The sequence below is a fragment of the Pseudosporangium ferrugineum genome, from assembly GCF_003002065.1.
GTDB lineage: Bacteria > Actinomycetota > Actinomycetes > Mycobacteriales > Micromonosporaceae > Actinoplanes > Actinoplanes ferrugineus_A.
Map to the genome: position 1 here is coordinate 291506 of NZ_PVZG01000011.1, position 19643 is coordinate 311148.

The 19643-nt window shown below is 71.5% G+C and carries 21 protein-coding genes; 12 read left to right on the forward strand and 9 right to left on the reverse strand.

Annotated features, from left to right (window positions below; genetic code table 11):
• Positions 1–8: 8 nt before the first annotated feature.
• Positions 9–1568 (reverse strand): sugar transferase, encoded by a 1560-nt coding sequence (locus tag CLV70_RS23850; RefSeq protein ID WP_211303859.1) that lies wholly within the window; start codon positions 1566–1568, stop codon positions 9–11.
• 196 nt (positions 1569–1764) lie between these two features.
• On the reverse strand, positions 1765–2625 hold the full coding sequence (locus tag CLV70_RS23855; protein ID WP_106128797.1) for an Fpg/Nei family DNA glycosylase: 861 nt from the start codon (positions 2623–2625) through the stop codon (positions 1765–1767).
• A 25-nt stretch (positions 2626–2650) separates the two neighbouring features.
• Between CLV70_RS23855 and CLV70_RS23860 the strand changes: the two genes are divergently transcribed.
• Positions 2651–3841, forward strand: a complete 1191-nt coding sequence (locus CLV70_RS23860; RefSeq protein WP_106128798.1) for a glycosyltransferase family 4 protein — start codon at positions 2651–2653, stop codon at positions 3839–3841.
• 117 nt (positions 3842–3958) lie between these two features.
• Here CLV70_RS23860 and CLV70_RS23865 read toward each other — a convergent pair whose 3' ends face one another.
• From CLV70_RS23865 to CLV70_RS23875, 3 genes are read right to left on the reverse strand one after another with little or no spacing between them, the layout of a single operon-like run.
• Positions 3959–4723 carry a CDP-alcohol phosphatidyltransferase family protein gene (locus tag CLV70_RS23865; RefSeq protein ID WP_106128799.1) on the reverse strand — a complete coding sequence of 255 codons (765 nt, stop codon included), beginning with the start codon at positions 4721–4723 and terminating at the stop codon, positions 3959–3961.
• Entirely contained in the window at positions 4698–5759 is a 1062-nt protein-coding gene (locus CLV70_RS23870) for an iron-containing alcohol dehydrogenase family protein (protein WP_106128800.1), read from the reverse strand. The genes CLV70_RS23865 and CLV70_RS23870 overlap by 26 nt, the downstream gene beginning before the upstream one ends.
• Positions 5747–6478: a phosphocholine cytidylyltransferase family protein gene (locus CLV70_RS23875; RefSeq protein WP_106128801.1), complete on the reverse strand. Its 732-nt coding sequence runs from the start codon at positions 6476–6478 to the stop codon at positions 5747–5749. Before CLV70_RS23875 ends, CLV70_RS23870 begins: the two co-directional genes overlap by 13 nt.
• A gap of 233 nt (positions 6479–6711) precedes the next feature.
• Between CLV70_RS23875 and CLV70_RS23880 the strand changes: the two genes are divergently transcribed.
• The 3 genes from CLV70_RS23880 (at position 6712) to eccB (ending at position 10787) form a co-directional block, all read left to right on the forward strand.
• The gene (locus tag CLV70_RS23880) at positions 6712–7806 is read left to right on the forward strand and encodes an aminotransferase-like domain-containing protein (protein WP_106128802.1); all 1095 of its coding nucleotides are present in this window, start codon (positions 6712–6714) and stop codon (positions 7804–7806) included.
• A gap of 323 nt (positions 7807–8129) precedes the next feature.
• The gene (gene corA / locus CLV70_RS23885) at positions 8130–9272 is read left to right on the forward strand and encodes a magnesium/cobalt transporter CorA (protein ID WP_106128803.1); all 1143 of its coding nucleotides are present in this window, start codon (positions 8130–8132) and stop codon (positions 9270–9272) included.
• Positions 9273–9338: 66 nt separating this feature from the next.
• A complete protein-coding gene (eccB, locus tag CLV70_RS23890; protein ID WP_106128804.1) occupies positions 9339–10787 on the forward strand; it encodes a type VII secretion protein EccB in 1449 nt (482 codons plus the stop codon).
• A 66-nt stretch (positions 10788–10853) separates the two neighbouring features.
• Here eccB and CLV70_RS23895 read toward each other — a convergent pair whose 3' ends face one another.
• Entirely contained in the window at positions 10854–11582 is a 729-nt protein-coding gene (locus CLV70_RS23895; protein ID WP_245908415.1) for a hypothetical protein, read from the reverse strand.
• Positions 11583–11720: 138 nt separating this feature from the next.
• Here CLV70_RS23895 and CLV70_RS23900 point away from each other — a divergent pair, with 138 nt between their 5' ends.
• Both CLV70_RS23900 and CLV70_RS23905 read left to right on the forward strand, forming a co-directional pair.
• The gene (locus CLV70_RS23900) at positions 11721–12251 is read left to right on the forward strand and encodes a peptidylprolyl isomerase (protein ID WP_106128806.1); all 531 of its coding nucleotides are present in this window, start codon (positions 11721–11723) and stop codon (positions 12249–12251) included.
• A gap of 27 nt (positions 12252–12278) precedes the next feature.
• A complete protein-coding gene (locus CLV70_RS23905; protein WP_106128807.1) occupies positions 12279–13193 on the forward strand; it encodes a rhomboid family intramembrane serine protease in 915 nt (304 codons plus the stop codon).
• Positions 13194–13200: 7 nt separating this feature from the next.
• Here the strand turns inward: CLV70_RS23905 and CLV70_RS23910 are convergent, their stop codons facing one another.
• Entirely contained in the window at positions 13201–13623 is a 423-nt protein-coding gene (locus CLV70_RS23910) for a PH domain-containing protein (protein WP_106128808.1), read from the reverse strand.
• A gap of 36 nt (positions 13624–13659) precedes the next feature.
• On the opposite strand from CLV70_RS23910, the gene CLV70_RS23915 reads away from it, so the two are divergent.
• Together CLV70_RS23915 and CLV70_RS23920 are read left to right on the forward strand one after the other, a co-directional pair.
• A complete protein-coding gene (locus CLV70_RS23915) occupies positions 13660–14790 on the forward strand; it encodes an acetyl-CoA C-acyltransferase (protein ID WP_106128809.1) in 1131 nt (376 codons plus the stop codon).
• A 58-nt stretch (positions 14791–14848) separates the two neighbouring features.
• Positions 14849–15295, forward strand: coding sequence for a hypothetical protein (locus tag CLV70_RS23920; RefSeq protein ID WP_106128810.1), 447 nt, complete (start codon positions 14849–14851; stop codon positions 15293–15295).
• Here the strand turns inward: CLV70_RS23920 and CLV70_RS23925 are convergent.
• On the reverse strand, positions 15292–16164 hold the full coding sequence (locus CLV70_RS23925) for a transketolase family protein (RefSeq protein ID WP_106128811.1): 873 nt from the start codon (positions 16162–16164) through the stop codon (positions 15292–15294). The two genes, CLV70_RS23920 and CLV70_RS23925, sit on opposite strands and share 4 nt — an antisense overlap.
• Before the next feature lie 2 nt (positions 16165–16166).
• Positions 16167–16850, reverse strand: coding sequence for a thiamine pyrophosphate-dependent enzyme (locus CLV70_RS23930; RefSeq protein ID WP_106128812.1), 684 nt, complete (start codon positions 16848–16850; stop codon positions 16167–16169).
• A gap of 48 nt (positions 16851–16898) precedes the next feature.
• Here CLV70_RS23930 and soxR point away from each other — a divergent pair, with 48 nt between their 5' ends.
• From soxR to CLV70_RS23950, 4 genes are all read left to right on the forward strand, one after another.
• Complete coding sequence (gene soxR, locus CLV70_RS23935) at positions 16899–17339, forward strand: redox-sensitive transcriptional activator SoxR (protein WP_106128813.1); 441 nt, start codon at positions 16899–16901, stop codon at positions 17337–17339.
• Positions 17340–17512: 173 nt separating this feature from the next.
• A complete protein-coding gene (locus CLV70_RS23940) occupies positions 17513–18025 on the forward strand; it encodes a SigE family RNA polymerase sigma factor (RefSeq protein ID WP_106128814.1) in 513 nt (170 codons plus the stop codon).
• The gene (locus CLV70_RS23945; RefSeq protein WP_106128815.1) at positions 18018–18887 is read left to right on the forward strand and encodes an RICIN domain-containing protein; all 870 of its coding nucleotides are present in this window, start codon (positions 18018–18020) and stop codon (positions 18885–18887) included. The genes CLV70_RS23940 and CLV70_RS23945 overlap by 8 nt, the downstream gene beginning before the upstream one ends.
• 38 nt (positions 18888–18925) lie before the next feature.
• Positions 18926–19615 carry a hypothetical protein gene (locus CLV70_RS23950; protein WP_146164131.1) on the forward strand — a complete coding sequence of 230 codons (690 nt, stop codon included), beginning with the start codon at positions 18926–18928 and terminating at the stop codon, positions 19613–19615.
• The last annotated feature ends 28 nt before the right edge of the window (positions 19616–19643 follow it).

Genomic DNA, 19643 nt, shown 5'->3' on the forward strand with positions numbered 1-19643 from the left:
AGCGCCTGCTAGTACGCGCCCTTGCGCTGCAGCACCACGCCGATCGTGCGCCACAGGATGCTGAGGTCGTAGGTCAGCGACCAGTTGTCGACGTAGTAGAGGTCGAGCCGGACCGCCTCGTCCCACGACAGGTCCGAGCGGCCCGAGACCTGCCAGAGGCCGGTGATGCCGGGCCGGACCAGCAGCCGGCGCCGGACGTCGCCCAGGTAGTCGCCGTCGTCGGCGGGCAGCGGGCGCGGCCCGACCAGTGACATCTCGCCCTTCAGCACGTTGATCAGCTGCGGCAGCTCGTCCAGCGAGGTCGCCCGCAGCTTGTTGCCGAAGGAGAAGATGCGCGGGTCGTTCTTCATCTTGAAGAGCATGCCGTCGGAGTCGTTGAGCTCCTCCAGGCTGGCCTTGCGCTCCTCGGCGTCGACGTACATGGTCCGGAACTTCCAGACCCGGAAGGTGCGGCCCTCGTGGCCGACGCGGGGCTGGCGGAAGAAGACCGGGCCCGGGTCGGAGAGCCGGATGCCGAGCGCGATGATCGCCAGCACCGGGGTCAGCAGGAGCAGGCCGAAGAACGCGACGACGCGGTCCATCAGGTTCTTGGCGAGCCAGCCGGGCCCGGAGAGGGTCGGCTCCTCGACGTGCAGCAGCGGCAGGCCCTCGATCGGGCGGATGTGCACGCGCGGGCCGGCGATGTCGGTGAGCTGCGGGGCGACCACCAGGTCGACGCCGGTGCCCTCGAGCTGCCAGGCGAGGCGGCGCAGCTCACCGGGCTCGGCGCTGGCCGAGCCGCAGACGGCGATCGTGTCCGCCCCGCACTCCCGGACGAGGGTGAGGACGTCGCGGGCGGCGTACACGGGAACCGGGGTCTCGATCCCCCGGGCGGCCGCGTAGCCGTCGGTGATGTGGATGGCGACCGGGATGAGGCCGGCGGCGGGGCTGCGGGTGACCGCCGTGTAGACCTCGAGAGCCTCCGGCAGCGTGCCCATCAGGATCATCCGGTGCGCGCCGTGGCCGGTCTTCTTGCGGGCCACGTGCAGGATCTGCCGGGCCGAGTAGCGGCAGAACAGGATGAAGATCAGCGAAGCGGTCGTGACGTAGGCGATGGTGACACGCGACAGCTGGGTCTTCGTGGCGAACGACAGCAGGGACACGCAGGCCACGACCGTGACGAAGCCGCGGACGACGCGTTTGAACTCCTCGCTGCCCAGGCCCAGGTAGCGGCGGTCGTAGCTGCCGTTGCCCCAGAGGACCACGATCCAGCCGATCGGCAGGGCGGCGAACGCGACCAGGTAGAAGATCTCCTCGCGGCCCTGGAAACCGGAGTTGGCCTTCTCGATGAACGTGACGGCCAGCCAGCTCGCCAGCGTCGCCGAAAGAAGATCAAGAAGGACCAGGATCGCCGTGTACGGCCGGTGCCAGCGCGACAGCCGGCGATGCGATCGGGTCCATGCGGACCGGGGCACGCCGTTACTGGGCGGCGGCTCCTGCTGCCACTCGAAGCTGTCGTACGGCATGCCGCTCCGGCTGTTGCTGGTACTGGTCGCCGGGCGATGGAGGCTCGTGGTCACCTCGCCTATGTCCTCCCGCATCACGTACCGCCCACACGAAGAACATTACGCACTGCCACGACCCCCGGGGCTCCGGCGGGACCGCCGGTCCCCTGCGCGCCGCGGACGAAGCGTGGGACCGGGCCACTATACCGATGGAACGACGGAGAAGAAGGGGACGTTGTGGTCGCTTTCCCCCGGGAGACCAAGCGCTTACCCTGCGTGACTATCGGATCAACTTGGACAGCCGTCGATCCGCGAGCGGCTTGCCGCCCGTCTGGCACGTCGCGCAGTACTGCAAGCTCTTGTCCGCGAACGAGACCTCACGCACCGTGTCGCCGCAGACCGGGCAGGGCAGCCCGGTCCGGGCGTGCACCCGCATCCCGGCGCGCTTCTCGCCCTTGAGCTCGGCCGCCTTCTGCCCCACCGACCGGGTGACGGCGTCGGTCTCCACCTGCCGGGTCGCCTCGTACAGGGTGGTGATCTGCTCGTCGGTCAGCTTGCTCGTCAGCGCGAACGGCGACATCTTCGCGACGTGCAGGATCTCGTCCGAGTAGGCGTTGCCGATGCCGGCCAGCACCTCCTGGTCGGTCAGCACGCCCTTGATCTGCCCGTTGCGGCCGCGGATCCGCTCGGCGAACTGGTCGCGGTCCACCGCCAGGGCGTCCGGCCCCAGCCGGGCCACGCCGGGCACCTCGGCCGGATCGCGCACCAGATAGGCCGCCAGCGACTTCTGCGTCCCCGCCTCGGTCAGGTCGAAGCCGGAGCCGTCGTCGAGGCGTACCCGCACCGCGATGGGCCCGCTGCCCGGCTTGAGCGGCGCCGGCGACTTGAACGCGTCGCGGTAGTGCAGCCAGCCCGCCCGCGCGAGGTGCACCACCAGATGCAGGTCCTCGCCGAACGTGACGTCGAGGAACTTGCCGTGCCGGCCGGCGCCGGTGACCGGCAGCCCCGCGACGGCGCTCGGGGCCGGATCGTACGTCTTCAGCGCGCTGAACGAGGACACCTCGAAGCGCTCCACGGTATGGCCGACCGCACGCTCCCGCAGGTACGCGGCGAGCGCCTCGACCTCGGGCAACTCAGGCACGCCCTCAACGGTAGCGTTTGTCGCCGTGAAGGTCGTCGTTGCGCACAACCGGTATCGCGAGGCCATCCCCTCGGGGGAGAACGTCATCGTCGACACCGAGATCGCCCAGCTCACCGCGGCGGGAGTCGAGGTGCTGCCGTTCCAGCGCGCCTCGGACTCGATCGGTGACCTGCCGGCGAGCCAGAAGCTGCTGTTGCCGGTCTCGCCCGTGTTCGGCCGGGCGGCGCAACGGGACCTCGCCGAGTTGCTGCGCCGGGAGAAACCCGACCTGGTGCATCTGCACAACCCGTACCCGCTGCTCTCGCCCTGGGTGGTACGCACCGCGCACGCCCACGGGGTGCCGGTGATCCAGACCGTGCACAACTACCGGCAGGTCTGCTCCTCGGGTCTGTACTTCCGCGACGGCCACAACTGCACCGACTGCCGCGGCAAGGCGCTCGGCTGGCCGGCGATCCAGCACAAGTGCTACCGCGGCTCGGCGGCGCAGAGCGCGCTCATGGCCACCACGCTCGCCGTGCACCGGCCGACCTGGAAGTCCGTGGACCGCTACATCGCACTCACCGGGCGGATCGCCGCGCATCTGCGTGATTACGGCATTCCGGGCGAGCGGATCGCGATCAAGCCCAACGGTCTGCCGGATCCGGGCGAGCCCGCCCCGCTCGGCGAGGGTTTCCTGTACGCGGCCCGCCTGTCGCCGGAGAAGGGCCTGGCCCTGCTCCTCGACGCCTGGCGGCAGCACCCCGACGGCAGCCTGGGCCCGCTGCGCATCGCCGGCGACGGGGAGCTGCGGCCGCTGGCCGAGCGGGCCGCCGCGGAGCGTACGGACGTGACGTACCTGGGTGCCCTGGACCGCGCCGGCATGGAGGCGGCCCGGCGCGACGCCGCCGTGATCGTGGCGGTGCCGACCTGGAACGACGTCCTGCCGACGGTGATCCTGGAGGCGATGGCCGCCGGCCGCCCGGTGCTCGGGACGGACGTGGGCGGGATCCCGTACCTGCTCGGGCTCGGCGAGACCCCGACCCCGGCGGGCTGGGCCGTGCGCCCCGAGGTGGCGACGCTGGCCGCGGCGCTGCCGATCGCCCGGGTGGACGCGGCGCAGTTCGCGCCGGCCGCCCGGGACCGGTATCTGAGGGCGTTCCACCCGGACGTGGTGACCGGGCAGCTGCTCGACATCTACGCGGGCCTCACGGCCGGCCACGACGCCGCCCCGAAGTGAACCGCCGGGCCGGCGCGGCCCGCCCGAGGGCAGGCGGCTGAGTCGTGCGGCTCAGCCGCCATCGCGGTGGCGCGGCCCGCCGCGCGGGCTCAGCCGCGCGGGCTCAACCGCGGAGGCTCAGCCGCGGAGGCTCTGGCGGCCGGCGAAGGCGATGCTGGCCGCCAGGAACGCGCCGTTGATCAGGGTGAACGCGCCGATCACCCAGATCGTCCACTGCGGCGCCACGGTCAGGACGACGCCGGCGAGGGCGATCACCGCGCCGTAGTCGCGGACGAGCTTGACCACGCGGACCGGGAAGGACCGGCTGGTCACCATGCTGGCCGCCTGCGTGCCGGACTGCATCACCGACGTGACCAGGTTGACCATCCAGGTGCCCGCGAACGCCGCCAGCAGCCAGGCGGGGGTGGCCGGGATCTGCGCCTCCGCCGTCGCCGACAGGGCCGCCACCAGGGCGATCTGCGCGGCCACGTCGCAGAGCACGTCGACCCGCCCGCCGGCCGGACTGGCCTGGCCGGTGACCCGGGCCAGCTGGCCGTCCGAGCAGTCCAGCGCGTACGCGAACTGCCAGCCCACCAGGGCGAGCAGGCCGACCGGCCAGGCCCAGACGCGGTCGTCGGCCACCGGGCCCGCCGCCGCCACGACGACGAACGAGACCAGGCAGCTCAGGCCCAGGTTCGCGACGGTGAGCACGGTCGGGGCGAGGCGGCGCTTGTGCGCGAAGACCGCGATCCGGGCGCCGATCCGCTGGCTGACCGCCTCGCTGAAGAGTCCGCCGCCGCGGTTGACCGCGTAGTAGTCCGCCGCGGTCGGGGCGGCGCCGGCCACGGTGGTCGCGTTCGGGCTGCCCGCGTGGGGGTCAGCGGCGGGCGACGGCGTCGACATACTCGGCCAGCTTCCTGCTGATCTCGTCCGGGGTCATGGCGAGGTGCTCGATGATCGTGTAACGGTCCGGCCGGGTCTTCGGCGCGAACTCCACCACCTCGACGAACTGCTGCGCCGACAGCCCGACGTCGGCCGGGGTGCGGGGCAGCTGGTGCCGGACCAGACAGTCCGACATCTGCGCGAAGCGCCGCTCGTCGCCGCGCAGGAACGTGCAGAACAGCGCGCCGAGGCCGGCCAGCTCGCCGTGCGAGGCGGTGCCCGGGAACAGCGAGTCGGTCGCGTGCATGATCTCGTGGCAACCGCCGCTGGACGGCCGGCTGCTGCCGCACACGGCCATGGCCAGGCCGCTGGAGATGAGGGCCTCGGCGAGCACCGTGACGAACGCGTCGTCCGACATGTCGCCGGGCATGGTGAGGACCGCCTCGGCGCCCATCCGCGCCAGGGACGCGGCGAGGCCGTCGACCGGCTCGCCGCGGACCTCGCGGGCCAGCTCCCAGTCGGCCAGCGCGCTGATGTTGCTGATCACGTCGCCGATGCCGGACCGGTTGACGCGTTCCGGGCCGTTCTCGACGAAGTCCAGGTCGACGATGACGGCGATCGGGATGTGGACGCCGTACGAGCCCTTGATGCCGTCGTGGATCAGGCTGGCGACCGGCGACGCGACACCGTCGTTGGCCAGGCTCGTGGCGACCGAGACCATCGGCAGCGCGTAGCGGGTGGCCGCGTACTTGGCGGTGTCGACGGTCTTGCCGCCGCCGATCGCGACGACCGCGTCGTACGCGCGGGACCGCAGCTTGGCGCCGAGCTCGATGGCGGCGTCGAGGGTGCCGCCGGCCGTCATGTAGACGTCGGCGGAGCCGAGCGACGGCCGGATCAGGTCGGCGATCTTCTCGCCCTGGCCCGGTCCGACCACCACAGCGACGTCACCGCCGGAGGAGATGCGACCGTCGGCGAGGATCGCCCCGAGGTCGCTGACCGCGCCCCGGCGCACGTCGATGTGCAGCGGGGTCTGGACGCTGCGGGCTAGTAACGGCATGCGATGTCCCGCGCCTTGGCCAGGTCCTCGTGGTTGTCCACCTCGACCCAGGGGATGTCGCCGATGGTCGCCGCGCGGATCTCGCCGCCGCGGTTGGCGTACTCCTGGTAGCCGTCCTCGTAGTAGAGGTTGGGGTCGCGCTCGAAGGTGGTCTTGAGCGCGTCGGCGAGCTCGGCGGCGGCGGAGGCCTCGATGACGGTGGCGCCGATGTACTCGCCGAAGGCGTCGGCCGGGTCCATCAGCTTCGTGATCTTCGTCAGCCGGCCATCCTCCGAGAAGATGGTCTTCATCTCCTCGTCAGCCAGCTTCTTCACATTGTCCACGGCGAGAAGAATGCCCGGGCCACGGTTCGCGAGGAGGGTCTGCTCGACGCTGACCGGATGCACGGTGTCGCCGTTGACAAGGAGCGCACCCTGCGCGAACTGGTCACGGGCGAGCCACAGCGAGTACGCGTTGTTCCACTCCTCGGCCTTGTCGTTGTGCACGAGGGTGATCGTGACGCCGTACTTCTCCTCGAACGCGTCCTTGCGCTCCTCGACCGCGCGGGCGCAGTAGCCGACCACGATCGTCACGTCCTTGAGACCCGCCGCCGCCAGGTTGCGCAGCGAGATGTCCATGATCGTGGTTTCCCCGTCCACGGGGACGAGCGCCTTCGGCAGCGTGTCCGTGTACGGACGCAGCCTGCGTCCGGCGCCGGCGGCGAGTACCAGACCGATCATGGGGTGGTTCCTTCCGGGTCGAGGGGGGTGCCTGCCGAGGATAGCGGTGCGTTCATATACCGAGAGTGTGCAGGACCGTGAAAGCTGTTCGTACGGAGAAAGCTTGCGCCGGACTCAGCGGTCGCGTGGAGAAAATGCGGCGGCCCCCGCGCCGGACGGGAGCACCCGCCGGGGGGTCCCGGGCCGGGGTACACGCGGAAAAATGACATAGGGCCTGCTCGTAAGCTTGGGCCATGACCGCAGAGCAGTTGATCTCATTCGCCCGAGGCGCACCTTCGCTGGACATCGTCGACGTCGCCGGCCTCAAGGCCGCGGCCGCCCGGGCGTTCGACGCCGATCCGGCCGGGGTGACCGCCTACGGCACGTCCGTCGGTTACATCCCGCTGCGGAAGTGGATCGCGGAGAAGCACGGGGTCGCCCCCGAGCAGGTGATCGTGACCAACGGCTCGCTGCAGGCGGACGCCTTCCTGTTCAACCACGTGATCCAGGCCGGCGACGACGTGGTCGTCGAGAAGCCCACGTACGACCGCACCCTGCTGAGCCTGCAGAACCTCGGCGGCAAGGTGCACCAGGTCACCATCGAGCCGGACGGCATCGACGTCGAGGAGCTACGCGGGCTGCTCGCGAACGGCCTGCGTCCCAAGCTCGCGCACATCATCCCGAACTACCAGAACCCGGCCGGTGTGACGCTCTCCCTGGAGAAGCGCCGGGTGCTGCTCGAGCTCGCGGCCGAGTACGGCTTCCTCATCTTCGAGGACGACCCGTACGTCGACATCCGCTTCCGCGGCGAGGCCCTGCCCTCGATGCTGTCGATGGACGAGAACAACTCGGTGGTGCACGCCTCCAGCTTCACCAAGACCGTGTGCCCGGGCGTCCGCGTCGGCTACCTGGTCGGCCCGGCGGCGCTGATCGACGCGATCGCGAAGAAGGCGACGAACCTCTACATCTCGCCCGGCATGGTGTCCGAGGCGATCGTCCACCAGTTCTGCGTCTCGGGCGACATCGACCGCTCGATCCGGACCGTCAGCGCCGCCCTCGCCGAGCGCGCCGGGGTGCTGGCCGCCGCGCTGCGCGAGCACATCCCGGGTGCGACGTTCACCGAGCCGGACGGCGGCTACTTCCTCTGGGTGGATCTGCCGGAGGACATCGACGTGGACAAGCTGTTCCCGGTCGCCATGAAGAAGGGGGTGGCCATCGTCAAGGGCAGCGACTTCCTGCTCGACGGCGGCAACCACTCCGTACGCCTGGCTTTCTCGGCCGTGACGGTGGAGCAGATCGACGAGGGTGTGCGGCGCCTTGCCGAGGCCATCAGGGATATTCGCGTGTGAAACCTGTTTGACTGTCGGGTTTCCGACAGTCGAGCCTCTGCGCCGGTTCTGGGTTTCCCCCAGGACCGGCGCACGGCTCACAATGCTTGCGGCGTCAGGCTGCATGACCATGCGGTGCGACGCGTCGACACCCACCCCCGCCCCCCGGCGCCGGGCGGGCCGCTCGCACCCTTCACCCCCCGAAATGCGGCCGGTCCGTCCGGCGCCACCTTGCCGGCCGGCGCCGCGCTTCGGTGGCGTAAGGACTGGGCAACCTCCCGGGCGTAGCCTCGGGCGGGCCCGCCACCGAGGCCCGGGCTTCAGCACCCTTGGGGGAGGCAGTCATGAGCGAGAGCAGCGTGCGCCGCAGCCGGTCGACCGGCGTGAACAGGTCGCTGTCGCGAGCTTGGACGGCACCCGTACGGGCGATGAACCGGTTCCTCGGCACGGTCGACGGCGAGCAGGGCGGCCCCCGCGAGGAGTTCCACGGCAGCGCGGTCGTCGACTGCGGCGTCTACGTCGACGGCAAGCGCGAGCCGGGCGACTTCAGCCCCGACGAGGCGCTGCGCGAGGCGTGCAGCCGGGAGAACGCCTTCGTCTGGCTCGGCCTGCACGAGCCGTCGCAGGCGGAGATGGCCGCGGTCGGCCGGACGTTCAACCTGCACGAGCTGGCCGTCGAGGACGCGGTCAAGGCCCAGCAGCGGCCCAAGCTCGAGCAGTTCGCCGGCATGCACTTCCTGGTCCTCCGCACGGCGCGCTACGTGCCGCACAGCGAGCTCACCGAGACCTCGCAGATCGTCGAGACCGGGCAGATGATGATGTTCGTCGGCGAGCGGTTCCTGATCACGGTCCGGCACGGCGACGCGATCCAGCTCGCTCCCGTACGCGCCGACATGGAGGCCCGCGGCGATCTGCTCGCGCAGGGCCCGTGGGCGGTGGCGTACGCGGTGACCGACCGGGTGGTGGACGCGTACGTGGCGGTCGCCGACCAGGTCGAGGCCGACCTCGACATCATCGAGGAGGGCGCGTTCTCCCGGGAGACGGGCAGCCCGGTCCAGGCGATCTACCAGATGAAGCGCGAGATCGTGGAGTTCCGGCGGGCCGTGGTTCCGCTCCAGCGCCCGCTCGCCACCATCACCTCGCCGCAGAGCCGGCTGGTGCCCAAGGAGATCCGCCGGTATTTCCGGGACGTGCAGGACCACCTCACGCGTACGGTCGAACAGGTCTCCTCCTACGACGACCTGCTCAACTCCATCCTGCAGGCGCGACTCGCGCAGGTGACCGTCGACCAGAACAACGACATGCGCAAGATCGCCGCGTGGGCCGGTATCTCCGCGGTGTGGACGGCCATCGCGGGCGTCTACGGCATGAACTTCCTGCACATGCCCGAGACCCAGTGGCAGTACGGCTACCCCGGCGTGATCACGATCATGCTGGTCATCTCGGTGCTGCTCTACCGCGCGTTCCGCCGCAACGGCTGGTTGTAAGCCCGCCCCCCAGCGACATCCCTCGACCTTTACAGTGAGGCCTGTCATCGCGGGGAGGGAAGTCGCGTGCCGTCTCGGCAGGATCAGCTGCACTCGTACCAGTACGCGCAGCAGCGCGTGGTGGCCGCGCTGGTCACCCACGACCCCGACCCGCACCGCTCGCCGCTGCGCCGGGCCGGCACCACGGTCCTGGTCAGCCTCGTCGTGGCCGCGCTCGCGGTCGGCGGCGCCGCGGTCTACGGCCTGCTCAAGGGCCGGAGCACGGTCGAGCCCCGGGACGAGTCGGTGGTCTTCCTGGAGAAGGGCACCGGCGCCCGGTACGTCTACCTGAAGTCCGACGACAAGATGCACCCGGTGCTCAACTACGCGTCCGGGCTGCTCATCGCCAACGCCCCCGCGCCGGAGATGAAGAACGCGTCCCGGGAGAGCCTCGCCGAGGTGCCGCTCGGCGACCCGCTCGGCATCGCGGACGCGCCCGACTCCCTGCCGCCGGCCAAGGGCGGCCTGGTCAAGAACCTCTGGACGGTGTGCTCGCAGGCCACCCAGGGCCCGGCCGGGACGCAGAGCGTGCTGTCGGTCGGCGAGGGGGCCGGCGGCGGCACCACGCTGCCCGTGCCGCAGGCCGACACCCCGGCCGACCAGCTGCGCGGGCTGCTGGTCACCGACCCGGCCGACCGGACGTTCCTGGTCTACAACAACAAGCGCTTCCTGATCCCCGCGAGCCGCCTCCAGCAGACCCGGGTGTGGTTCCGGTGGAACCAGGCCGCGCTGCCGGTGTCCGCGGCGTGGATCAACGCGGTGCCGATCGGGCCCGACCTCAAGCCGCCGGCGATCCCCGACTGGGGCGACCCGTCGGCGGAGATCTCCGACTACGAGGTGGGCCAGATCCTGCGGATCCACAGCGACGGCAACACCGCCGACCAGTGGGGGGTCGTGCTCGGCGACGGGGTCGCCGACCTGACCGACGTGCAGGCGAACCTCATGCAGACCGATCCGGAGGCGTACAGCGTCCGGGAGATGGACCTCACCCTGTACGGCAACCTGCCCCGCTCGAAGACGCAGCTGGTCACCGCGGCGAACGCGGCCGGCCTGCCGCCCGCGGTGCCGGTGCTGCTCAACGGCCCGGACAGCGTCTGCCTGACCTACGACGGCGCCGCGAACGGCGGCGTCACGATCCGGATCGGCGCGGCCATGCCGGGCGGCACCGCGGTCACCGGCGAGCCGGCGGCGCCGGGCGGGGTCCAGGTGGACCGGGTGCACGTGCCGCGCGGCAAGGGTGCGGTGGTCGTGTCCGCCGCCTCGCCGAGCGCGCCCGCCGGCAGCGGAACGGTCAGCGTGATCACCGACACCGGTCGCCGCTACCCGCTCGCCGACCGCGAGGTACTGGCGAAACTCGGCTACGGCGGCGTGCAGCCCCAGACCGTACCGGGCCAGCTCGTCGCGCTGCTGCCGCAGGGCCCGGCCCTGGATCCCGAACGGGCGCGACAGGCGAACGCCGAACAGAAGAACCCCTGACGCGTACGCGGAGCAGCGGACGACCCTCCGGGAGGGCCGCCCGCCGTACCGTCTGCAACCGGGGGTTCAGCTCTTGTTCTTGCCGTTGGCCATCCGCGCCACCTCGGGGCTGTGCAGCGCCGACGTGGTCTGGTCGCCCTCGGGCAGGAGCGCCGGCTCGGCGCCCGCCTTCAGCGCCGGGTCCGAACCGGTGCCGCCGACGACCGGGCCGGTGCTGCCGGCCGGGGTGACGAAACCGGACGGGCCGGACAGGTCGGCCGGCTCGAACGCCGCGTCCTCGGCGCCGGTGGTCAGGGTCGACCGGTTCACCGGGCCGGTGGGGTCGTACTCGTCCCACTGGTCGCTGCGGCGCTTACGCAGGACGTAGGCGCCCGCGGCACCGACGGCGGCCCCGGCCAGCGCGAGCTTCACGAGCTTGCCGCCCGTGCTGCTCTGCTTGCGGCCGACGGCCTTGTTGGCCCGCTTCTCGAGCTTCCGGGCGTTCCTGCGGCCGGCCTTGGCGGCATCCTTGTTGGCCTTCACGGCCCGCTTGTTCGCCTTCTTGCCGGTCTGCCTCGCGTTCTCGCTCGCCGCGGCCACGAGCGGGCCGAGGGTGGCGATGGCGCTGCCCCAGCCGCTGGTCGCCGCGCCCTTGGCCTTGCGGGCCGCCGGCTGCACGCGATCCTTGGCGGCCGCGAACTTCGGCCCCACGGTTGCGCTGGTCTCCTGTGCGGCGAGCGAGGCCGCACGCTTGAAGTGATCAACGCTCTGGCCGAGCTCGCTCTTCATCTTCGCGTTGCGGTTCTTCCGTCGCATAGTTGCGAACACCAGTGCACCTCCTGTGGTTTCTCCCGGGTCCATGCTGCCCCCTCGGGTACCCCCGCGTAGCCGGTTCAGACACATGGGGCAGGATCCGAACTGCAAGGAACTTGTCCAACGCCGATAGGAGTACCCGTGGCTGAGAAGCTTTACGCCACCCTGCACACCAACCACGGCTCGATCCGGCTCCAGCTGTTCCCGGACCACGCGCCGGCCACCGTGCGCAACTTCGTGGACCTCGCGGAGGGCACGAAGGAGTACGTCGACCCGCGTACCGGCCAGAAGGGCAGCGGCCCCTACTACGACGGGACCATCTCGCACCGGGTCATCGCGAACTTCATGGTCCAGATGGGCGACCCGACCGGCACCGGCCGCGGCGGCCCGGGCTTCCAGTTCGCCGACGAGTTCCACCCGGAGCTCCAGTTCGACCGGCCGTACCTGCTCGCGATGGCGAACGCCGGCCCGGGCACCAACGGCTCGCAGTTCTTCATCACGGTCAGCCCCACCCCGCACCTGAACCGCCGGCACACCATTTTCGGCCAGGTCGCCGACGAGGCGTCCGCCAAGGTCGTCGACTCGATCGCGACCACCCCGACCGGCCCCGGCGACCGCCCCCGCGAGGACGTCGTCATCGAGCGCGTCGAGATCGAGCGGGTCGCCGACTAGTACACCCGCACGGGTACCTTTGAGGGCATGAATGAGTCTCCGGTGACGGCTCCGGTCTGCTACCGACACCCGTCGAAGGAGACTTATGTCCGGTGCAGCCGCTGCGATCGGCCCATCTGCCCGGACTGCATGAACGAGGCCTCGGTCGGGCACCAGTGCCCGGAGTGCGTCGCCCAGGGGCGGCGGACCCAGCGGCCGGCCCGCACTGCCTTCGGCGGGAGCGCGGCCGGCCGGGCCGGGACGGCCACCAAGACCCTCATCGGCGTCAACGTCCTCGTCATGGTCATGTCGATCCTGTCGGGCGGCGCGAACGCCGTCGCCGGCGGCGGCATGGGCGGCCTGCTCGGCTCGAGCACCCCGTTGACGCAGTGGGGGGCCGTCCTCGGCAGCGCCGTCTACGGCCCGGCGGGCGACGTCAGCCTGCACGGCATCGCCGGCAACGGCGAGTGGTATCGCCTGTTCACGGCCATGTTCCTGCACTACGGCGTGCTGCACCTGCTGATGAACATGTACGCGTTGTGGATCCTCGGCCGCGACCTGGAGCGCGTGCTCGGCCCGCTGCGGTTCGTCGGCCTCTACGTGCTCGCCGGCCTCGGCGGCAACGTCGCGGCGTACGCGCTGGCCGCACCCAATCAGGCGACGGCGGGCGCCTCCACCGCGGTCTTCGGCCTGATGGCGGCCATCTTCGTGCTGCTCAGGCGGCTGAACCTCAGCGTCGCGCCGATCCTCCCGGTGATCGTCATCAACGTGATCTTCACGTTCGCGGTGGCCAGCATCTCGGTCGAGGGACACCTGGGCGGCCTGTTCACCGGGTTCGTGGCCGGCGGCATCCTCGCGTACGCGCCCCGCGACAAGCGCAACCTCGTCCAGGGCGTGGGCCTCGCGGCGGTGTTCGTGATCCTGATGGCGATCGCGGTCTACCGCACGCTGATGCTCACCTGACGACTGCTCACCTGACGACTCCGGCGCGCAGGTCGTCGAGGGCCCGCGTCACCTCCTCCGGCTCGGCGCCCAGCTCGTGGACGCTGAACAGGTGCAGGCTGTCGCCGGCGTCGATCTCGAGCAGCTCGCTGCGGATGCCCCGGCGGGCACGGCGGTCCACCCGGATCCGCTCCACCTGCGCCCAGGGCAGATGCCGGCGCCGCGCGAAGCCCACCACCACGGTGATCCCGCCCGGGTCCGCCATGAGCCGTACGGGCCGGACGAGGTCGCGGACGGCCCACAGCGTCAGCCCCGCCGCGCCGGCCCCGGCCAGCACCCACTGCACCGGATCGTGGCGCCCGAAGGCCGTCACCAGCACGACGAGCGCGACCGCGCCGAGCAGTTTCGTCACCGGCAGGACCGGCTTCACCCGCCACTGAAGAGCCGACATGGGCACAACTATCGCAGGCTCGCGTACCGTCGGCCTATGCGAGATGCGGTGATCGTGGGCGCGGTGCGGACTCCGGTGGGGCGGCGCAACGGCGGGCTCGCCGGCGTCCATCCGGTGGAACTGGCGGCGGGGGTGCTGCGCGCCCTGCGGGAACGGACGGGGCTCGACCCGGCCGACATCGAGGACGTGCACTGGGGGTGCGTCTCGCAGGTCGGCGAGCAGTCGTGGAACACCGGGCGCAACGCGGTGCTGGCGGCCGGCTGGCCCGAGTCGGTGCCGGCCACGACCATGGACCGGCAGTGCGGCTCGAGCCAGCAGGCGCTGCACTTCGCGGCGGCGACGGTGCTCTCCGGCCAGGCCGATCTGGTGGTCGCCGGCGGCGTCGAGTCGATGAGCCGGGTGGCGATGTTCTCCAGCATCGCCGGCCAGGACCCGTACGGGCCGTCGATCCGCGAGCGCTACGGCACCGACACCTTCCACCAGGGCGTCGGCGCCGAGATGATCGCCGCCCGCTGGGGCTTCTCCCGGCAGCAGCTCGACGAGTACGCGCTGGCCAGCCACGCGGCCGCGGCCAAGGCGCAGGACGCCGGCGAGTTCGACACCGAGATCGCCCCGGTCGGGGACGTGACCCGCGACGAGGGTATCCGCCGGGACACCACGCTCGAGAAGCTCGCCGGGCTGAAGACGCCGTTCCGGGCCGACGGCGTGGTCACCGCGGGCTCGGCCTCGCAGATCTCCGACGGCGCCGCCGCGCTCGCCGTGACCACCTCACGCTGGGCGGCCGCGCACGGCCTGCGCCCGCTGGCGCGCATCCACACCGCCGTGGTCGCCGCCGACGATCCGGTCATCATGCTGACCGCGCCCATCCCGGCCACCGCGAAGGCGCTCGCCAAGGCGGGGCTCACCCTGGACGACATCGGGGTGTACGAGGTGAACGAGGCGTTCGCGCCCGTACCGCTGGCCTGGCTGGCGGAGACCGGCGCGGACCCGTCCCGCCTCAACCCGCGCGGCGGGGCGATCGCCCTGGGCCACCCGCTCGGCGCGTCCGGGGCCCGGATCATGACGACGATGCTGCACCACATGCGACAGACCGGCGTCCGCTACGGCCTGCAGACCATGTGCGAGGGCGGAGGAATGGCGAACGCCACGGTGGTCGAGCTCCTGTAATTCGATATTCATCGTGACACGCCCGCGCCTTCCCCCGCGCGTCACCGTTAAACGCCACATGGACGTGTTCTCCCGTACGTTCCTTCCCGCCGCCGCCGAAGCCGGGGTCCCGATCCCCACCGTGAGCCGGCACATGCCGATCTTCCGCCGCTGCGTCGAACCCGACGACGCCACGGTCCTGGTCACCCGCTGCGTGAATCCGGACCGCCCGCTGGCCGGCGACTTCCTCCTCCTGCTGACCTATCGCCGCCTGGTGATCACCCAGGAGACCCGGGTCCTGCACCGCCTGCGCCTGCACCTGAACGCCAACCTCCGCCACCTCAGCGACGTGACCTGGAACCCGGACCTCCGCCAGTCGGCGGTCGAGGTCGCGGCCACGGCGGTGGACGGCGTCCGCGAACGCTTCCGCATGCGAGTCACCGAACCGGACCGCGTCTGGCACTTCGACGCCCTCCTCAAGCACGTCTTCCGCGACCGCCGCCCGAGCCTCCCGATCGCCGCCTAACGGTTCAGGAACGCGCCGATCGAGGTGCGGAGGCCGGCCGGGTCGAGGCCGTGCCACCGGGCGTGGTCGAACGGGGAGCCGTAGCGTCGCTGTTCCGTGCGGCCCACCCCGAGGTGCAGTTCCCGATGGGGTACGGCGGACAGCGCCGCGGCCACGACCCGGCTGGACGTGCCCGACAGGTACGGCTCCACCACGACGATCTCCTCGGTGACGAGTTCGCGCAGCCGGTTGACGTCGAGCGGGCGAGGCGTGTTCGTGTACGCGACCGTGACGTCGAGGCCGGCGTCCAGCACCGGGTCCAGCATCGGGCCCACGGCCAGCACCACCGCGCCGCCCGCCGGGCCCCGGCGGATCACCTTGAGGTCGGTCCCGGGGTACGCGTGCCGGTTGTGCTGGGTGGAGAGCCGGACGTACACCCGGTCGTCGTGGTGGGCGGCCGCGCGGAGCAGGGCGGGGACCTCGTCCGGGTGGCCGGGTACGTGCACCGCCCAGCCCTCGAGCGTGTCGAGCAGCGCGACGTCGCCCGGTGACTGGTGGGTGTAGCCCTCGCTCGACGCGTCGTACGAGGCGCCGATGCTGACCAGCACCGCGCCCGCGTCCTGGTGACCCAGGTCGAGTTTGAGCTGCTCGTACGCCCGGTCCACGACGAAGGGCGCGTACGAATGGACGTACGGTCGCATCCCGGTGAGGGCGAGCCCGCCCGCGACGCCGGCCATCAGCTGCTCGCGGATGCCCACGTTGATGACCCGGTCGGGGTGCCGGCGGGCCGCGCCGGCGAAGGCGTCGGCCGAGATGTCGGCCAGGACCACCGCGGTTCTCGGGTCCTCCTGGAGGAGCGCGGTCGTGGTGGCGACGAAGGTCTCCCGCATGATCAGTGTCCCTTCGGTTCGACGGTCGCGATGACGACGTGCGGCCGGTGCCGGGCGGCCGGTCGCAGGGCCGCCTCGAGCGCGTCGTGGTCGCGGCCGTCCACGATGGCGCAGCTCCAGCCGATGAACCGGCTCGCGATGCCGCCGGGCCAGCCGTGCGTGGCGGACTGGTTGTCGATCACGATGGCGGTCAGGGGCAGCCCGATCGCCGCCGCGTACGCGATCGCCTCGTGGTTGGAGCCCTCGTCCAGTTCGGCGTCGCCGAGCAGGACGTACGTGTGCGCTTCGGCGTACCCCTGCGCCCTCAGTCCCAGCGCCGTGCCGATGGCGAGGCCGAGACCGTGACCCAGCGACCCCGTCCCGATCTCCACGCCGGGGATCAGCACGCGGTCGGGGTGGTGGCCGAGCCGGCTCGTGCTGCCGGCGAGGTCGTCGAGCCATTCCACGGGGATGAACCCCTTCGCGGCGAGCACGGCGTAGTAGGCGGCCGGTCCGTGCCCCTTGGAGAGCAGGAACCGGTCGCGGTCCGGTTCGTCGGCGGTGCCGGGTGAGACCCGCAGGATCCGGTCGTAGAGCACCCACAGAACATCGAGCGTCGAGTACGCGCTGGGCGCGTGCTTCCGGTCGCCGGTGATCCGGGTCAGCAGGGATCCCAGCAGATCTGGCCTAACCGCCGTCGTCGTCATAGCCTCACTCTGCAACTTGAAGTTCACTTCAACTCAAGGAAGGCTCGAGTGGAGCTGCTCACCATCGGCGACCTGGCGGCGCGCAGCGGGGTGGCACCGTCCGCGCTGCGCTTCTACGAGCGCGAGGGGCTGATCCGCTCCACCCGGACCACCGGCAACCAGCGCCGGTACGAGCGCCACGAGCTGCGCCGGGTGGCGTTCATCCGGATCGCCCAGCAGGTCGGCGTCTCGCTCGGGGAGATCCGCGGCGCGCTGGCGGGGCTGCCGGAGAACCGGACCCCGACGAAGGCGGACTGGGCCCGGCTGTCCGCCCGGTGGCGCCGCAAGCTCGAGGACCGCATCACGCTGATGGAGCGGCTGCGCGACCAGCTGACCGGGTGCATCGGCTGCGGCTGCCTGTCCCTGCAGCGGTGCACCCTGATAAATCCGGGCGACCGGCTGGCGGAGCGCGGCGAGGGGCCGCAGATGCTGATCAACCCGCCGGCCTGAACCCGAGGGGATTGCCGCGCAACCGCGGACCCCTTCCAGGCGTCAACAGGGCATGTCCGCCCCGCGCGAGAAAAAAATCGATCACGATGCAACCGGGGGTTGCGTCCGGGCGTCAACCTGGACGAAACCGGTCACGGGGCCGGGGCCGGTGAGCGTCGGGGGAGATCTGTTCGATGCGCGACGCGGAAGAGTTCGACGCCTTCTACGCGGGCTCGTCACGCCGTGTCCTCGGTCAGGTGTACGCCATGACCGGCAACCGCGCCGAGGCGGAGGACGCGGTCGCCGAGGCGTACCTGAAGGCCTGGGACCGATGGGGGACCGTCCGCGAGGCGGACAGCCCGGAGGCCTGGGTACGCCGGGTGGCGTCGCGCAACGCCGTCAGCGCCTGGCGCAAGGCGGTCAACCGGGTCCGGGCGCATCACCGGGACGCGGTGGACCAGGAGATCGAGGGGCTCAGCCCGGACCACGTGGCCCTCGTGCACGCCCTGAAGCAGATCCCGGCCGACCAGCGCCGGGTGATCGTCCTGCATCACCTGGTCGGCCTGAGCGTCGGCGAGATCGCCGAGGAGGTGGGCGCGCCGACCGGCACCGTCAAGGCCCGGCTCGCCCGCGGCCGGCGCGCCATGGCAGCCCATCTGTCCGAGTCCGACGAGTACATGACGGGGAGGGTGAATCACGATGCCTAGCAACGACTTCGGCCGCGACCTGAGCGCGCTGGCCGCGCACGGCGAGCGTACGGGTCACCTCTCCCCCGCCGCGGCGATCCGGGCCCGGGCCGACCGCCGGCGCCGCAACCGGCAGGTCGCGACCGGCGCCCTCGCGTTCCTGGTCGTCGGCGGCATCGGGGTGGGCATCGCGGTGAACCAGCAGCCCCGGAAGGCCGCGCCCCCCGCGGTCACGCCGACGGCCCCGGCCCCGTCCGTCACGAACACCCCGCCCGCCCCCCTACCGTCGACGCCCTCCTCGCCGCCGTCGCGGCCGCCGTCCAACTCGACCCCGACCAGCACGCCGCCGACGAGTAAGCCGACGTCCAAGCCCCCGAGGACCGTGACGGGGAACGTCTTCGCCGGCGATCGGGAGGTCCTGCTGCTGCCGGAGAACAGCGAGGCGACGGTGGCGCTCGACGGCAACGAGCGCGCCACCCTCTCGGACAACTTCGGTGACCGGGCGCTCTTCGTCCTGAACGAGGTCTCCGGCGGCCGGTACTGGATCCAGACCGCGCGGATCCGCAGCGGTGGCGAGGCCCTGTGCCTGGAGGCCGGAGAGACCTCGGGCGCCGCGGCGCCGGTCACCGCGGAGGGCTGCGACGCCGCCGCCCAGCGCCAGCTGTGGCGGTTCCGCAAGGTCGGCGAGACCTCCGACGGCAAGCCGAAGTACACGATCCGCACCGCCGGGGACTACTACCTGGTGCAGGACCCGGACGGCACGCTCTCGGGCGGCGGCGGGACCGGCATCGTCGCCGCGTACATCGGGGAGGGCACCCCCGACATCGACACACCGTTCGTGTTGCCCGACCGGGGCGAGGCCTCCCAGCCCTCGCTCGACTGAGACCCCCTCATCCACCCCTCGGATCCAAGGAGAGAACCGTGCGAATCACGTCCCGAATCACCCGCATTTCCGCCGCTTCGGCGGTGCTGGCCGGCCTGATGCTGACCCAGCAGGCCTGCGCCGGTGGAACGCCCTCGGCCGCACCCCCGCCGGCGCCGCAGAAGGTCTCCGCGACCGCCACGTCGGACGCGCCCGGCTCGGTGGCCGCCTCCGGGAAGAAGCCGGAGACCACGAAGGCCACCCCCAAGAAGAAGGCGACCAAGAAGGCCGCGGGCGACGTCTTCAGCGGCACCCGGGAAGTGTGGGTGCTGCCGGTCAACAGCGAGGGCACGCTCGGGGTCAGCAGCTCGCGCAAGGTGGAGCTCTCCGACGCCTTCGACGACCGGACGCTCTTCGTGCTGACGAAGGTCCAGGGCGAGCGCTACTGGATCCGTACGGCGCGGGTCCGGGCCGGCGGCGAGGCGCTGTGCCTCCAGGTCGAGAAGGACAGCCGGGTCACGGCGGCCGCCTGCGACGCGGCGAAGAGCACCCAGCTCTTCCTCTTCCGCAACACCGGCACCAGCAACGGCAAGCTGAAGTACACCATCCGTACGAACAACAACGTCTACATCATCGTGACGCCCGAGGGCGGCGTCCGGGCGGTGCCGATCGGTGAGGGTACGCCCGACATCGACACCCCGTTCCTGCTGCCGGACCGCGGCGAGGCGCACCTGCCGGACCTCGACTGATTCCCGCGGCCCATGGTTGGATACTCAC